We start from the raw sequence: 15,271 nt of genomic DNA, 5'->3' as shown, positions 1-15,271 counted from the left end.
TCATCAGCCCGCCTCGCCGCTGTCACTTGGTGGTGTCAGGGACTTGGTGTAACTGCGCTGGTGCGCCCTCAACGCGACTCGCAGGGCTTCGAGTTCGGTCCGGGGAAAGGGCCAGCCCCAATGAGTCTCGTAGGACTCTTCACCCTGCTCGTGCTCGATCCGGTCGAAGGCCCGGACAGCAGATCGTGCAAGTGCCGTGACGGCGTGGCGGCCTGACCACAGAACCTTCCCTGAGTCGTCCGGCGCCTGGCCGTCGTCAACCAGGAGCAGGCGAGCATCGACCGCAGAACCATCCCTATGGAAGAACCACCGGTACACCTGTGGCTCCCCCTCCAACTCGGCGCGGGTATCTACGTCACCAAGAACGAGCCTGGCGATGGCATAGAGGAACTGTTCGGGTCCGTCCGTGACGTAAGAAGCCAAGGCTTCGCCCTGGCCGTGATCGTCGGCCACCTTGACTGAAGCCCAGCCGTGACTGAGCAGCGTCCACGTGATCGCTAGAGACGTCATCTCTCCCCCTCTGGGGGACTCTACGGCCAAGGCCCGGCTGGTCGGCAGATCAGAACCTCGACCATTCTTCGCCGGGGATGCAGTCCCAACTGTTCTCAGCCCACTCGCGGATGAGGAAGAGAGGCCGGCTGAGGACGATGTCTCCCGCTCGTTGAGCGCGCAGGATGAGTCCAAGATCCCCCGAGCCGGGATCTGCCGCGTGCGTGTAGATCAGGTCCAACTTGTGAACCTCCGTGTGCTTGCACAGCCAGGCTTCGGCCTCGGACGGCACGCGGGCGACGAGAGCTGCGCCGTCCAGCGTGACCTGTGGGCCGGCAAGAACATCGACGGCTACGCAAGCCAGGGTCTGCCCTGTCCGGTAGTAGGCAGTCACCCCCAGCTCGGTGAATTGCGCCTCGACGAGTTCGTAGTTGCCCGACGAACGCTGGACGAGGCGGCTGACCGGGGCGTTGCGCCCGAGAGCCGCACTCACCTCATCGGGAGCCATCCCGAAGCGAAGCGGTCCCACACTGACATGCGGCACGAAGACCCAGTGTTCACGCTCGCTGTCCGTCTTCACGTCCCAGATACTCACCGATGCGCCCCCGAAGCCGACCAACCGCCACCTGCTCCTGAGCTGGTCTCAGGAGCAGGTGGCAGCGTAGCTGGCATTCCATGCACGCTTTCCAACTGTGGGGGTGGGGTGTTGGGGTGTGTGCCGCGGCGTTCACCTGGGTTCATGGGCGGTCGGTCGTCGGCGGCGGGAGGGTTGTGGCTCTCGCCTGAACGGTCGTGAACGGCACTGAATGAGACGGAAACTGAGACGGAGCGGGGCTGACCCCCAGGCCCCGGTGGTGTCGGTCCTTCGTGCCATCATCCTCGCGTGTTGAAGATCCCCGGATATGACGGCGGTCCGCTGGTCGAGGGCGGCGCCTACCTGGACGAGCCGTTGTTCTGGCCCGTACACCTTGGCAGTTGTCTCCGTGGCAAGGACGCGCAACGAGCCGCGTTCGGGGCTGACTGGGACGCGGCCATGGAGCTCTACCGCGTGCTCTCCGCCGAGAAGGCGTGGCCGATGTTCAGCGTCCCCCTGCGCTCCGGTCACACCATCTATGTCGTCTACCGCAACTTCGACGGAGACCGTGGGGTGGACTATCTGATACATCACCCGACGTGGCCAGCGGCGGAAACCCTCGCTGCCGATGACGGTCACTTCATGGGCCCTGGTATGGCCTGGTCGGAGTTGCTGTCCGCTGCTCGACAGCCGTCAGCTAAGGGGGTTGACGACCCCGATGCTCGTCTCTTGCTGCTCTTCCCCACGCTCGGCGACGCGCGACTGCCCGACGACGCAACCGTTGCCCTCACCACCGCGCTCGGCGCTCTCACCTTGATCGAGGAGCCCGCCGACGTGGCGGGCATGCTCCTTGAGAACCAGGGCCAATGGGCTCCTGCTCACTGGAGGTTGGCAGACGGCGTCTGCGTCAACGACGGCGATCATTCGTATCGAAACCCCGGCAACGCCTTCGCTCTGCCCGAGGGCCGCCTTCTGGAGATCAGTAACGCACTGAACGGCTGAGAAGCGACGGATCCCAGACATCCGGCTGAAGCTCTGACCTTGGGAAGCTCGGGTTCTCGTTGGGAGGCTGCTTGGCTGAACTGCGGCGGAGCGGGGCCAGGGCCCGACTGGCTGGCGGCTTGGTACCCGCCATTCCCTGTTGTTCCCTACACGATCTGGCACAGGTGCGAAGGCCTGATATGTGCATCTGCCCTGAGCGACCGACTACTCGTAGGTGGTCGCAGCTCGCAGAGCTCGTGCGAAGAAGCTCCAGTCACCGCTGGCGGGCAGATCGTGGGCGTCGTCGTTGTACCAGCCGTCCGCGTCGTCGATCCATCCTGCCAACGCCTCCAAGAAACTCGCGAGGTCTGCGTTCTCCCATGAGTGGCCCTCTTCAGCGTGGCTCCGGTGGAGGTCACGGACGAAGGCGGCCAGGTCTTCCCTGCTGTCGACGTAATCAGGAGAAGTGGTCATGCGCGGCACCCTACTTGGAACGTCTGCGCTAGGGCTGAGCCTAATGAGTACCGATATAGGAGTTCGATCGTGGGCCCTCTGGAGGCGCCTCACCGCAGTAGGGCACAGTCATGCCTGACGGTGCTGGACTGCTGGTGTTCCTTGACGTTGATGTCAGCCGTTGATGTCACCCGCGTCCGATGAGGGCGTCCGCGAGGGCTTGGGCTTGGCGTGGTGTGATGCCGAGGGCGAGCGGTATGTGGCGGGGACTGTGGGGCGACGAACACACTGCGATCGGGCTGTCTGCAGTCACGGTCCAGCTGGGGTCGCTCCCCGTCTCCTGCTCGCCGACCAGCACGGTGGCCAACTCGTCCGCTTCAGAACTTATGCCGCAGCGTGTCAGCGCTTGAGCCACCATGTGACGCGCCTCGGGGGGTGTCTCGGCGTCGCCGAGCATCGGAAGCAGGAGCAGGAGGCGCTGTGAGCTGTCGGTCAAACCCTCGCTGCAGTTCTGCGCGGTCTCGGCGAGTGTGGCGAGTTCCGTCCAGGACAGTCCGGGGCCGGCATCGTCAGCACCGCACTGACCGAGGTAACCGAGTCGGCCCCACTCGTGGTGACGTACGAAGAAATCGACGTTGTTGGCGTCGTCGAAGTTGGCGTACACGGCGTAAGCAGTATGGCCGTCCTCGAAGGGGACGCGCAGGACCGGCCAGGGCTCCTCAGGGTTGCTGAGGTGCTCCACCATCGCCTCGTAGGCCGACGTGTTCACCCCGTAGCGCTCTGGGTCCTCGGTCGGATCTCCCACGGTCAACATGAGGTGCGCGAGCCAGAAGGCGGGCTCGCGCGCGAGATCCTCGCCTGCTGTCAGCTCGCAGTCCACCAGATATTCGGGGATGTGCACCATGAGAGCCATGCGCGGAGCGTACTTCCCGTCACCGCCTTCCCATCCGCGAGGGGCGGTAGGACTTCCCCCCGCTGTCGGGCCGGACGGGAGCAGCCCCGTTTTAGGAGAGAGGGCGGTCCGCACGGCAGGTGAACTGCGGCTTCGCTGGGGTCGTGTCCCTTGCTGTGGTGTTGGGGATCAACTGACAGGCGTGTTCATGGTGTTGGGTAGCGCCGGGGCGCTTTCGCGGTAGATCTCGCTCATGCTGCCTTCGGGGAGGTAACGGCGGGGGAAGGCGATCCATTCGTCGTGCATCTCGAAGAGCACGGCGGTGACCAGCCGGATGAGCGCGTCGTCGTTGGGAAAGACCTGGACGACGTCGATCCTGCGCTTGATCTCCCGGTTCACCCGTTCCAGCGGGTTCGTCGACTGGATCTTTTTCCAGTGCCGGGGTGGGAAGTCCGCGAACGCGGTCAGATCCTCCTTCGCTTCCAGCAGCATCGCTTTGACCTTGGGGAACTGGGCGCCGAGCATGTCGGCGACGGTGTCCAGCTGAGTGCGCACGAGGCCGGCGGTGGGCTGGGTGAAGATCGTGCGGATCGTCGCGGCGACCATTTCACCGGAATCCCGGTCGATCACACCGAAGGCGTTGCGCAGGAAATGAACCCTGCACCGCTGCCAGGCAGTACCGAGCATCACCTTGCGGACCGCGGCGACCAGCCCGGCGTGCTGGTCGGTGACGACCAGGCGGACACCGGACAGGCCGCGCTCTCGCAGCGAGCGCAGGAACTCCTTCCAGAACGCCTCGCTTTCACTGTCCCCGACCATCAGGCCCAGGACCTCGCGGTTGCCGTCCTCGGTGATGCCAGTGGCGACCACGACGGCCCGCGAGACGATCTGGTGGTTCACCCGCGCCTTGCAGTAGGTCGCGTCCAGGTAGACGTAGGGAAAGCGGACATGATCCAGCGGGCGGGTGCGGAACGCGGTCAGCGGTTCGTCCAGCGCCGCGCAGATCCGCGAGACTTCGGACTTGGAGATCCCGCTGTCCCCGCCGAGGGCTTTGACCAGGTCGTCGACGCTGCGGGTGGAGACGCCGTGCACGTATGCCTCCATGATGACCGCGTAGAGAGCCTGGTCGATTCGGCGCCGTCGCTCCAGCAGGCTGGGGAAGAAGCTGCCGGTGCGGACCTTGGGGATCTCCAGGTCCAGATCGCCGGCCAGCGTGGTCAGCACCTTCTCGCGGTGCCCGTTGCGGACGTTGGCCCGCGTCGGCGTGTGCTCGTTCCACTCCGCGCCGATGTGAGCACTCGCTTCGGCCTCGATCAGCTCCTGCACCATCCGCTCGGCGATGGCGCGGATGAGCTCGATTCCGTCGGTCGAGCGTAGTGAATCAAGGAGCCGTATCAGGGAACCTGTGCGGCAACTACTGCTGGTTCTGCCGGTTTCGGACCGGCGTGCGGGTAGGCGCACGGCATGAAGGTTTCGTCGGGAACCGTCGCAGCGTTATGCAGCAAGTTCGAGGCGGTCCTGCCGCATCTGGACGAGCGGCAGCGTCGTCTGTATCTGGGCGCGGAAGCGCAGGCGTTGGGGCACGGCGGGATCACCGCGGTGGCCACGGCGGCCAACGTGTCCACCGCCACCGTCAGTCGCGGGCTGCACCAGTTACGTGGGAGCCCTTCCGTTATGGGCCGACAACGCGCGCCGGGTGGTGGCCGCAAGCCGTTGACCACGACCGATGCCGGGCTGCAGTCGGCGTTGGACGCGTTGATCGAGCCGACCGAGCTGGGCGATCCGGCCTCGGTGTTGCGTTGGACCACTGCCTCGCTCCGTGACCTGGCTGAGCAACTGACCGCCACGGGGCATCCGGTCGGCGCGAGCACCGTGGGCAAGCTGCTGCACCAGATGGGCTACTCGCTGCAGGCCGCCGCGCAGACCCGCTCCGGGGGTAACCACCCCGACCGGGATGCGCAGTTCCGGCACATCCATGCCACCGTCGATGCCTTCCTTGCCGACGGGCAGCCGGTGATCAGCGTAGATGCGAAGAAGAAGGAAGCCATCGGCAACTATCAGCGCCCGGGCCGCACTTGGCGCCCCAAGGGCACTCCGATCGAGGTCGACGACCACGCTTTCCCGGCCGACACCGACCTGATCACCCCCTACGGAATCTACGACCTCGGCAAGGACAGCGGCTGGGTCAACGTCGGCACCGACCGCAACACCGCCGCCTTCGCAGTGGAGTCGATCCGCCGCTGGTGGTACGACCGCGGTCACCTCGACCACCCCCACGCCACCGCCTTACTGATCACCGCCGATGCCGGCGGACCCAACGGCGTTCTCTTCCACACCTGGAAGTGGCAACTGGCCGCCCTAGGGCGTTTCCTTCGGATCATCTGATCGTTGGTCTGGGTGTGTCGTTGACTGACGCCCAGTGGGCCCGGATCGAGCCGCTGTTACCCGATCGGGCACCGAGGCGGGGTGGGCGGTGGCGGGATCATCGGCAGGTGATCGACGCGATCGCCTTCAAGTACCGCACCGGCTGCCCGTGGATGGACCTGCCCGAGGAGTTCGGCTCCTGGAAGGGCGTCCACAACCGGCTACGGAAGTGGGCGGCCGACGGCACCTGGGAGAAGGTCTTCGCCGCGCTGCTGGCCCAGGCCGACTCCGAAGGCGACCTCGACTGGGTCGTCGCCGTCGATTCCACCATCGTCCGCGCCCACCAGCACGCCGCCGGGGCCCGTCAAAAGGGGCCCCGGCCGGCGAGCCGCACGACCATGCCCTCGGTCGCTCCCGCGGCGGACTGACCACCAAGATCCATCTGGTTGCCGACGGACGTTGCCGCCCCCTGGCCTTCTGCCTCACACCGGGACAGGCGGGTGATGCACCCGCATTCACTGAGGTCATGGCCCGCTTGAGGGTGGCCCGGCCGGTCGGACGGCCCCGGACCACCCCGGAGACAGTCCTGGCGGACAAGGCGTATTCCTCCCGGGCCATCCGCACCCACCTGCGCCGCCGCGGCATCCGGGCCGTCATCCCGCAGCCTGCCGACCAGATCGCCAAGCGCAGGCGGCGGGGCCGGTCCGGCGGCAGGCCACCCGCCTTCGACAAGACCGCCTACCGGCAGCGCAACACTGTCGAGCGGTGCATCAACAAGCTCAAGCAGTGGCGCGGCCTTGCCACTCGATACGACAAGACCGCCACCGTCTACCTTGCCGCACTGCACATCGCGGGCATCTTCATCTGGTCCGCACGCTGATCCACAAGAAACGCCCTAGCGCGCGAGATGGACATCCCGATCACGGTCTGCCACTTCCCGCCCGGCACAAGTAAATGGAACAAGGTCGAACACCGGCTGTTCTCCCGGATCACCTGCGCGTGGCGCGGCATCCCGCTGACCAGCCACGAGGTCGCCATCAAGGCGATCGCCTCGGCTCACACCCGCACCGGACTTGTCGTCCGGGCCGAGCTGGACACCCACCGCTATCCCACCGGGCAGAACCCCACCCCCTGGCAGGTCGCCTCCCTCCCGCTGAGCCGCGACGCCTTCCACGGCGACTGGAACTACACCCTGCATCCGGCCCCGGAACCGCAGCGAACGCCGCCTCGCCGCACCGATCCCGCCGCCACCTCCTGGCTGTCGGACCCGGCCCTGACCGGCATGCCCCGCCAGGAGCTGGACTCCCTGGTCGAGCTGGTCGCCGACGACTGGCAGTGGCTCGCCGACCGCGACCTGACCCGCCGCACCGGCCAGCCCCGCCAGCGCCCCTCCGCACACGGAACCGGCCAACTCGAACATCACATCCGCGTACTGGCCGCAGTCCTACGGGCCCGCCGAGTGGCCACAACCGTCCTGATCACCGAGATCCTCGACTGCCACCGCACCTACCTGAACCGATGCGCAGACGGAGCTGCCGAACTCCTCGCACGCCACGACATCTACATCTCCCCGGCCGAAGGCCCCAAGGCCCGAACCCGCGCGCAGCTACAGGCCCGCATCGACGCGGCCCGGCAACATCAAGACGGACAGTAGTTGCCGCACAGGTTCAGGCCAGACTGGGACAGGGCCATCGTGCACTCCTCGTGGTTGAACTGGGCGTTCACCAAGGAGAGTTACGCGGTGGCCCGCCTCCTGGTCAGGGAGCGGTCCTCACCCGTGGAAGTGCGCCCCGGGCAGACGCCCGCGCACTCCCGGCCGCTGATCGCGTACACCACGACGAGGGACACCATCGGTGCGCCGGTATGAAGCAGGTGGTCTGGCGGGTTTGGCGGACTGGTCGTACCGTCCCAGATCGCATCCGTGGCAGATCCCGGCCGGGGTGAAGGCGGCAGATCTGGTGCGGCTGTGAGCATCCGGGGCCTGTCCGCACGAGCCCGCCCAGCAGGCCGACTCACGGGTGAATGACTCGCTGACCAGGTCTCGCGCCCCTCCGCCCCGGTCGAAAGAGGGCACTGCTCTGTTCTGTGTTCCAGGCCTACGCCAAAGGCAGTTGAGCCAGCATCACGGCGAAAACTGGGGAGTCAGGGAAGGGCCGTTGTTCGCCCACCTTCTTGAACCCCCAGTCCTCGTACAGTGCCTGGACGCGAGGGTGGGTGACGTCCACCAGGAGAACGGCCAGGTCTTCCGTCCTGTCCTCCAGCAGAGCTCGGGAGAGCAAGTCGGCGATGCCCTGCTTCCGATACACCTGACGGACGGCCAGTTCCGAGTAGGCAAAGGTTACGGTCTTCTCCGGCGCCGGCTCGACGTACTCGCGCCACCACTCCCGGCCCTCCACCGCCGGTGCACCGTACGCGAACCCGACGGCCGTGTCCCCGTCCCACGCGATCACGCAGGAGTAGCCCTCCCGCGAGCCCCACTGGTCGACGAACCAGGGGAACTTCTTGCGGAAGTCGTCCGGCCGCTCGCCCTGGGCGTCCGCGTGGATGTCGATGATCGTTTGGCGGATCTCCGGCAGGTCCTCACGGCTGTAGCGACGGACGTCCAGGTCGGGCATCAGGCTCGGCTCCATTCGGATCGGTAGCGGTCTCCCCACTCTCGGGCGATGGACGCGTCCGGCGCAAGAGTGATCAAGTCCCGGTAGAAGTCGCCGAGTAGGGATCGCATACGGCCGGGGATCGGGTGGCCGGACATCAGCTCGAAGACTTCCGACGCCGACCTGCACGCCGGGTCCAGGTCCCGCTGGTGAACCTGCGTCAGGGCAAGTCGGGCCGTCGCCAGGGCGCGGTTTCGCTTGAAGGGTTCCGGGATGCCGCTCAGTGCCTTGTGGGAAGCCGCTTCCGCCTCGGCGGAGTCCCCGATCCGGTCCCGGGCGATGGCCGTCATCGCGGTCAGTTCGGCCACCCCGTAGAAGCCGACCCAGCTCGGGCGGGGCTCGTCGTCAGTCGCCTTGCCCAATGCCTCCTCGGCGTACCCAAGGGACCTGATGGTGGCCTGGCGGTCGCCGAGGGTGGCGTGGGCGAGGGCCGTACGGGCGTGGGCGAGGGAGCCGTAGAAGGGGTCCCGTCTGGCGATCGCAGTCGCCTGGGCCGCGTATCCGGCGTCCACTGCGTCGGTGAACTTGTCTCGCTGGTGGGCGAGCATCGCGTACGAGTTCCAGACGCGTAGCTCTAAGACGGGGTCCTTGGCCATTCCGGCGAGGTACAGGGCGCGGTCCAACCGGGTCTGGGCGCGGTCGAGTTGGCGGCCGTCGATGGCGGCCCATGCGGCGGTGGAGAGGTAGTTGGCGGCAACGGAGTACAGCCGCTGGCGGATGCGCTTGGAGGCGGCGCATCCAACCTTGCCGAGTGCCTCGTCCGCGCCGGCGAGCGCCGACCGCTCCAAGTCTTCGTGTCCGCCTCTGGACGCGTCCAGGGCCATCAGGGCGTCCAGTCCACTACGGAGGCGGATCACATCCGAGGTACCGACGGAGGTTGGCCGAGCATCCAGGATGGGCGCCGCGACGGCTGCAGCGGTGCTGGTGAGGAAGTTCCTGCGCCTCACGGATGACTCCGGTTCGGTGGTGGTGGTGTGTGATGCCGTCGGCGGGCTGAAGCCCAACTCCTCGGCAGTACAACCGAATACTGCCTCCAAGGCTTCGCGTTGGCGGGGGTGGGGCCAGCGGGTCTTTCCGTTGAGCCAGTTGCGAACGGTACGGTCGCTCACCGTTCCTTCGTCTCCGCGAGCGCGCAGGAAGTCGTTCACAGCCTCGGCCAACTCGGTCTGTTTGAGAGCCGACTCCCCCATGGCGTTGATAAGGCTCGCGTTCCCCTCCATGCACCCACGGTAGCCATTTCGACCCCGTGAGTACGTGTGAGTGACAAGAAATTTCCGGTTGCCCACGATACGCACGGGGCCGACTTTTCCTCCTCGCCGCAGGTGCGCAGCCGTTGACTTGAGCGAGGCCGTCGTCCACCGACACCCCTGAGGTCCAGATGATCGTGTCAGCTCAGCCACGCCCCATCGGGCACCCCGGATACTCCGAGACCCTTCCTGCTCTGGAGGAGAGTGCCGATGCAGCCCGCAAGCTCGTCAGAACTGCGCTGGCTGCTTGGCACTTGGACGAACTCACGGACTCGGGGGTTCTCCTCGTCACGGAGTTAGTGGCCAACGCGATCAAGCACACGAACACCCGGCGCATCCGTGTCGTGGTCTCCAGACCGAGTGAACGGTTCGTACGGATCGGTGTGGTCGACAAGGCCCGCGCGTTGCCGCAGATGGTCAAGCCCGATGGCGACCTGCTCACCAGCGGCCGGGGGCTTCTGCTGATCGACGCCCTGGCCGAGCGTTGGGGGACAGACGTCTACCGCTGGGGCAAGCAGGTCTGGGCCGAGCTGCTGAGTGAGTCGACCGAATAACCGAGGAGAGGCCCCGGTCGCCTCACAGCGACGGGGCCTCTTCGCGAGCGTCAGCTCTGCACATCGCCCCCTGAAAAGCGGAACTCGCAGCGAGGGCGCCTCAGTCCATCGTCGCGCCAATCACCGTAGACCCCGTCGTCAGAAACGTCGTCGCCGGCAGCGTCCCACTCGCCGACCGCACCCCATAAGCCGTCGTCGCATCCACCGACTTGAACGCCGGAGTAGCGACCCCACCATCCCAGTTGTTCGCCGCGGACACCGTCCCCGAGCCCAGCTTGTCCAGGCCGCCCTTGTTGGCGACCGCCAGATTGCGGGCCAGGCGGGACTTGCTGGTCGCGAAGAAGAAGCCCGCCGCCGTGTTCGAGTACGCGGTGTTGCGGTTGAGGATGATCGCGCCGGTGTTGGAGTTCTCGGTGAAGCCGTTGAGGCTGTTGTCCCAGGCGGCGTTGTCGTTGACGACGTGGGCGACCGCGACGCCTCCGCCGCCGAGTTTGAAGCCGTTGCCGTTGCCCTCGAAGGCGGAGTCGTTCCAGCGGTTCTTGCCGTTGCCGAAGGCCCAGGAGTGCTCGATGGTGACCGGGGAGGAGAACTGCCACAGGTCGAGGCCGTCGTCGGAGTTGTTGTAGAGGCGGGCGCCGGTGACCTTGTTGCCGGTGCCGGAGCCGAACTTGATGGCTATGCCGTCGGCGTTCTGGCCGTGCCCGGCGGCGTCGTAGTTGCCGTAACTGTCCAGGTTCTGCACGAGGTTGTTCGTCGTGCCGTCGCCGCGCAGGGTGAAGCCGGAGTCGCCGTTGTTCGCCGTCACGAGGTTTTTGAAGATGCCGCCTACCGACGACGTGGCAACGAAGCCCTGCGCCGGGGAGTTCTGGAAGGTCAGGTTCTGGACCGTCCAGTAGTCGCCGTAGATACCGGCCAGCCACTGGCCCGCCGGCAGCTTGGAGCCGTCGATCTTCACCTTCTCCGTGCCGTACGGCTCCAGCGTGATCCGGGCCGAACTCGTGCCGTTCGCCGTGGACTTGAGGGTCGCGGCCGGGGTGTAGGTGCCGGCGCGGACCTGGATGACCGTCCCCGCCGTGGCGTTGGCGACGGCCGACTCCAGTTGCGCGGTGGTGGACACGGTGACCGTCGACGAAGCGGCTTGCGCGCCACCGCTGTTGAGGCCGAGGTAGACGCCGCCCGCCCCCGCGGCGACGGCCACCGCGGCGGCGATCGAGAGGGTGCGGGTCCTGCGGTGGCGTCCGGTGCTCGTACGCACGGCGTTGGTTCCTTTCCTGGGTGACGAGGACGAAACGGGCCGGAGGGGCCGCCCCGGCCCGTTTCTGGTTCCTGGTCGCCGCCGTGGCCGGAAAGGTTGCCCCGGCCGCGGGGGGAGAACCGAAACTTTCGGTCCATCCCGGCCCCACCCGTACCGATTGACGCACCGCACCCCACTGGTGACACTCCGAAGGCACACCACACTCAACAGAATCCCCCACACCCCCACAGGATGTGCCATGCGACCCCGCACCGCCCGCGCCCTCCTGCTCCCCTTCCTGGGCCTTGCCGCCCTCCTCCTCTCCCTCCTCGCCGCCCCGCCCAGTACCGCGCACTCAGGAGCACCGCCCGTGACCCACCCCAAGTACGCCGGCTACCTCTTCGCCTACTTCACCGGCGAGGGCACCGCCGACGGCGAACAGATCCGCTACGCCCTCAGCCGCGGCAACGACCCGCTGCACTGGCGGGAGTTGAACCAGGGCAAGCCGGTGCTGACGTCGACGATCGGTGAGAAGGGGCTGCGCGATCCGTTCGTGATCCGTTCGCCGAAGGGCGACAAGTTCTACCTGATCGCCACCGACCTGCGCATGTACCGCAACAGCAGCGGGAGTTGGGACGACGTCCAGCGGCACGGCAGCAAGTCCGTGATGATCTGGGAGTCGACCGACCTGGTCCACTGGACCGACCAGCGGCTGGTGAAGGTGGCCCCGGACAACGCGGGCAACACCTGGGCGCCGGAGGCCTATTGGGACGACTCGCTCGGTGAGTACGTCGTCTTCTGGGCGTCGAAGCTGTATGCCGACGACGACCCCGGCCACACCGGCTCGACGTACAACCGCATGATGTACGCGACGACGAAGGACTTCCGTACCTTCAGCGCGCCGAAGGTCTGGGACGACCCCGGCTACTCGGTGATCGACTCGACCGTCGTGAAGTACAAGGACACTTACTACCGCTACACCAAGGACGAACGCGACCCGTCGTCCAGCTCTCCCTGCTCGAAGTTCATCACCGGCGAGAAGTCGACCTCGCTGACCTCCACGTCGTACGACTTCGTCTCCGAGTGCATCGGCAGCGGTGCGATCGAACGCGGTGAGGGGCCGACGGTGTTCAAGTCCAACACCGAGAAGAAGTGGTACCTGTTCGTCGACGAGTACGGGCTGCGCGGCTACGTCCCCTTCGAGACGACCGACCTCGACTCAGGCGAGTGGACCCCGTCCACGGACTACCAGCTCCCCGCAAGTCCCCGGCACGGCACGGTACTTCCGGTGACGCAGGCGGAGTACGACCGGCTGCTCGCCGCGTATCCGGCAACCTCGGCGTCGGTCGTGGACGCGACGGCGCACGGGCAGAAGGGGTACGCGATCGTCACGGAGGCCTCGTCGAAGGTCGTGCTGCCGATGCAACCGGGCGCTGATCTACGGCACTTGGCGCCTTCGCTCGCCATCGGCGCGGGCTCCGCGGTCAGCCCGGCGTCCGGTACGCGCCGGGACTTCCGCAAGCCGCAGACGTACACGGTCACGGCGGCGGACGGAACCAGCCGCATCTGGACGGTCGAAGCGGTGCCGACGCGAAGTCCCGTGCTGCCGGGGCTGACCGCCGACCCGGACGTGCACTACCTCGACGGCCAGTACTGGATCTACCCGACGAGCGACGGCTACGCGAACTGGGGCGGGACGAGCTTCAAGGCGTACTCCTCAAGGGACTTGGTCCACTGGCAGGACCACGGGGTCGTCCTCGACCTGGGCCCCGACATCTCCTGGGCCGACAAGAACGCGTGGGCGCCGGCGGTCGCCGAGCGCGACGGGAAGTACTACCTCTACTTCTGCGCCGAGCAGCAGATCGGGGTCGCGGTGGCGGACTCGCCCGCCGGCCCCTTCAAGGACGCACTCGGCAAACCCCTTGTGGCGAAGGGGGGTTCACTGAGCGGCCAGATGATCGACCCGGCCGTCTTCACGGACGACGACGGGCAGTCGTATCTCTACTGGGGCAACGGGCACGCGTACGTGGTGCCGCTGAACGCCGACATGACGTCGTACGACGCGACGAAGGTGAAGGACATCACCACCGGCGACTTCCGTGAGGGGTCCTTCGTGGTGAAGCGCAAGGGCACGTACTACTTCATGTGGTCCGAGGACGACACCCGCAGCGAGAACTACCACGTGGCGTACGCGACCGGACCGTCCCCGCTCGGTCCGTGGACCGAGCGGGGCACGATTCTGTCCAAGAACCCCGAGTACGGCATCCTGGGCACCGGTCACCACTCCGTGGTGAACGCCCCGGGGACCGACGACTGGTACATCGTCTATCACCGGTTCGCCCTGAACGGGCCGGGAAAGCCTGGTGGGGACGGCACGCACCGGGAGACCACGATCGACCGCCTGCTGTTCGCGGCGGACGGGACGATCCGGCCGGTGGTGCCCACCCTCGGGTCGGTCGGCCCCGTACGAACTAGCTGACGAAGTAGGTCGGGTTGGGGATCTTGTACGTCTTGTCGGCGTAGCCCCCGTCGAGGTCCGAGTACTGATCGCCGAAGTTGGCGATGATGTCGTACCCGAGGTCCTCGATGTGCTTCCGGGTGCCGGACTTGTACTGCACGGTGGTGCAGGTCCAGGTGCCCGGAGTGGCGCAACCGCTCAGGTACGACGGCGGGTTGTCCGCGTCCTTGAGGAACATGTGGTCGGCGTCGAGGTTGACGTCGGCGCCGACCTTCTTCAGGTTGTCGACCGCGTAGGTGCGCTGCGACTCCTTCAGGCCCGAGTTGTAGAAGACCGTGACGCCCTTGGACGCGGCGTACTTGACCAGCTCGGGGGTGCCGAAGACCTCCGGGCGGTTGGCCTGGGCGACGTACGCGGCCCAAGTGGCCGAGCTGTAGCCGTAGTTGTTCTTCTTCTCGTAGTCCAGGCTGAGCAGCAGCGTGTCGTCGATGTCGAAGACGACCGCGGGCTTGGCGCCCTTGTGGTGCTTGCGCACGGCCTGGTCGATGTACTTCTTGGCGGACGCGTCGATGCGCGCCAGGTCCTTGGCGTAGGGGCTGGTCGCCGAGGCCTGGTAGACGCCGTTGGCGTCGAGCGTGGTGCCGTAGTAGGTGTCGATGTCCTTCGTCAACAGGCCGATGTTGTAAGGCTCGTGGGTCGAGTTGGCCGTCGACTGGCCGGCGGTGGCGACGCCCGTGCCGTAGAGGGCCGCACCGGCGACGACACAGGCGGCGCCGACGGCGGCCGCTCTGAGGGACTTCCGCATGGAATCTCCGGATCTGGTTGTTGGGTGATGCACCAGGTCAGGGACTGTCTACGCGCATCACACCGTGGAGGCGAGAGCCTTTATCCGATCGATACACAACCCACAGGCCGGGGAATTACCCGCGCTTGGGGCCCACTTGACCTTCTCTTGGTCGGCTTCCCATACCGTCGTGGACGCGACTGCGAACGGGGGAACGCGCGATGGGTGACGGCAAGGATCCGACCAAGATCCTCGACATCAAGACCGCCGACATCAAACGGGTGGCACCGGACTTCCAGACGGCGGCAGTCGACCTCGGCAAGGCGCTGACCGCGCTGGTGAAGTCCCTCGACGGGCTGGGCGAGCCGTGGGGAAACGACAAGCAGGGCAAGGATTTCGGGGACTCCTACAAGCCGTTGCAGAAGAAGATCGAGAGCGCGGCGGGCACGCTGGTGCTCGGTCTGACGAGCATTCACGAGGCGATGGCCGACCTGGCGGACGGGCATGTGGACAACGACGAGTTGATCGCCGGGATGTTCACCGAAGTGAAGGTCACCAAGGCGGACGGTGCCGGTGAGCGTTGAGGA

General features: G+C 66.6%; 15 protein-coding genes and 2 pseudogenes. 8 read left to right on the top strand and 9 right to left on the bottom strand.

The features are described from left to right. Positions 1-3: 3 nt before the first annotated feature. Both ACQHII_RS36445 and ACQHII_RS36440 read right to left on the bottom strand, forming a co-directional pair. Positions 4-510: a hypothetical protein gene (locus ACQHII_RS36445; protein ID WP_427923256.1), complete on the bottom strand. Its 507-nt coding sequence runs from the start codon at positions 508-510 to the stop codon at positions 4-6. Positions 511-559: 49 nt separating this feature from the next. Then, positions 560-1,069 carry a hypothetical protein gene (locus tag ACQHII_RS36440; RefSeq protein ID WP_427923255.1) on the bottom strand — a complete coding sequence of 170 codons (510 nt, stop codon included), beginning with the start codon at positions 1,067-1,069 and terminating at the stop codon, positions 560-562. Between the two features lie 303 nt (positions 1,070-1,372). Between ACQHII_RS36440 and ACQHII_RS36435 the strand changes: the two genes are divergently transcribed. Further along, complete coding sequence (locus tag ACQHII_RS36435) at positions 1,373-2,065, top strand: hypothetical protein (RefSeq protein ID WP_427923254.1); 693 nt, start codon at positions 1,373-1,375, stop codon at positions 2,063-2,065. A 204-nt stretch (positions 2,066-2,269) separates the two neighbouring features. Here ACQHII_RS36435 and ACQHII_RS36430 read toward each other — a convergent pair whose 3' ends face one another. From ACQHII_RS36430 to ACQHII_RS36420, 3 genes are all read right to left on the bottom strand, one after another. Beyond that, positions 2,270-2,518 carry a DUF7660 family protein gene (locus tag ACQHII_RS36430; RefSeq protein ID WP_427923253.1) on the bottom strand — a complete coding sequence of 83 codons (249 nt, stop codon included), beginning with the start codon at positions 2,516-2,518 and terminating at the stop codon, positions 2,270-2,272. A gap of 166 nt (positions 2,519-2,684) precedes the next feature. Continuing rightward, the gene (locus tag ACQHII_RS36425) at positions 2,685-3,410 is read right to left on the bottom strand and encodes a hypothetical protein (protein ID WP_427923252.1); all 726 of its coding nucleotides are present in this window, start codon (positions 3,408-3,410) and stop codon (positions 2,685-2,687) included. Positions 3,411-3,578: 168 nt separating this feature from the next. Then, positions 3,579-4,787 (bottom strand): IS256 family transposase, encoded by a 1,209-nt coding sequence (locus tag ACQHII_RS36420; protein ID WP_427925490.1) that lies wholly within the window; start codon positions 4,785-4,787, stop codon positions 3,579-3,581. Positions 4,788-4,853: 66 nt separating this feature from the next. Between ACQHII_RS36420 and ACQHII_RS36415 the strand changes: the two are divergent. The 4 genes and pseudogenes from ACQHII_RS36415 to ACQHII_RS36400 all read left to right on the top strand — a co-directional run. Beyond that, positions 4,854-5,756, top strand: a pseudogene (locus tag ACQHII_RS36415) (ISAzo13 family transposase); the annotation flags it as partial. 17 nt (positions 5,757-5,773) lie between these two features. Continuing rightward, positions 5,774-6,633 (top strand): IS5 family transposase gene (locus tag ACQHII_RS36410; RefSeq protein ID WP_427925200.1). Its coding sequence is split into 2 segments (ribosomal slippage): positions 5,774-6,119 and positions 6,119-6,633, totalling 861 coding nucleotides; the frame shifts between segments, so codons are not numbered across the junction. Between the two features lie 15 nt (positions 6,634-6,648). Next, positions 6,649-7,407, top strand: a pseudogene (locus tag ACQHII_RS36405) (ISAzo13-like element transposase-related protein); the annotation flags it as partial. Positions 7,408-7,446: 39 nt separating this feature from the next. Then, on the top strand, positions 7,447-7,620 hold the full coding sequence (locus ACQHII_RS36400; RefSeq protein ID WP_427923251.1) for a hypothetical protein: 174 nt from the start codon (positions 7,447-7,449) through the stop codon (positions 7,618-7,620). 229 nt (positions 7,621-7,849) lie between these two features. On the opposite strand, the gene ACQHII_RS36395 is transcribed toward ACQHII_RS36400, so the two are convergent. Together ACQHII_RS36395 and ACQHII_RS36390 are read right to left on the bottom strand one after the other, a co-directional pair. Then, complete coding sequence (locus tag ACQHII_RS36395) at positions 7,850-8,368, bottom strand: N-acetyltransferase family protein (protein ID WP_427923250.1); 519 nt, start codon at positions 8,366-8,368, stop codon at positions 7,850-7,852. Further along, the gene (locus tag ACQHII_RS36390) at positions 8,368-9,354 is read right to left on the bottom strand and encodes a hypothetical protein (RefSeq protein ID WP_427923249.1); all 987 of its coding nucleotides are present in this window, start codon (positions 9,352-9,354) and stop codon (positions 8,368-8,370) included. Before ACQHII_RS36390 ends, ACQHII_RS36395 begins: the two co-directional genes overlap by 1 nt. A 431-nt stretch (positions 9,355-9,785) precedes the next feature. Between ACQHII_RS36390 and ACQHII_RS36385 the strand changes: the two genes are divergently transcribed. Then, positions 9,786-10,208: an ATP-binding protein gene (locus tag ACQHII_RS36385; protein ID WP_427923248.1), complete on the top strand. Its 423-nt coding sequence runs from the start codon at positions 9,786-9,788 to the stop codon at positions 10,206-10,208. Between the two features lie 100 nt (positions 10,209-10,308). On the opposite strand, the gene ACQHII_RS36380 is transcribed toward ACQHII_RS36385, so the two are convergent. Continuing rightward, positions 10,309-11,463 (bottom strand): right-handed parallel beta-helix repeat-containing protein, encoded by a 1,155-nt coding sequence (locus tag ACQHII_RS36380; RefSeq protein WP_427923247.1) that lies wholly within the window; start codon positions 11,461-11,463, stop codon positions 10,309-10,311. A 238-nt stretch (positions 11,464-11,701) separates the two neighbouring features. On the opposite strand from ACQHII_RS36380, the gene ACQHII_RS36375 reads away from it, so the two are divergent. Next, positions 11,702-13,921, top strand: coding sequence for a family 43 glycosylhydrolase (locus tag ACQHII_RS36375; protein WP_427923246.1), 2,220 nt, complete (start codon positions 11,702-11,704; stop codon positions 13,919-13,921). Here the strand turns inward: ACQHII_RS36375 and ACQHII_RS36370 are convergent. After that, complete coding sequence (locus tag ACQHII_RS36370) at positions 13,914-14,705, bottom strand: HAD family acid phosphatase (RefSeq protein WP_427923245.1); 792 nt, start codon at positions 14,703-14,705, stop codon at positions 13,914-13,916. The genes ACQHII_RS36375 and ACQHII_RS36370 overlap by 8 nt on opposite strands. A 200-nt stretch (positions 14,706-14,905) precedes the next feature. Here ACQHII_RS36370 and ACQHII_RS36365 point away from each other — a divergent pair, with 200 nt between their 5' ends. Continuing rightward, a complete protein-coding gene (locus tag ACQHII_RS36365) occupies positions 14,906-15,268 on the top strand; it encodes a hypothetical protein (RefSeq protein WP_427923244.1) in 363 nt (120 codons plus the stop codon). Positions 15,269-15,271: the final 3 nt, after the last annotated feature.

The sequence above is a fragment of the Streptomyces sp. cg40 genome, assembly GCF_050320165.1.
GTDB lineage: Bacteria > Actinomycetota > Actinomycetes > Streptomycetales > Streptomycetaceae > Streptomyces > Streptomyces hokutonensis.
Note: the sequence above shows the minus strand (reverse complement) of the source record. Positions and strands in the feature narration are given on the sequence as shown.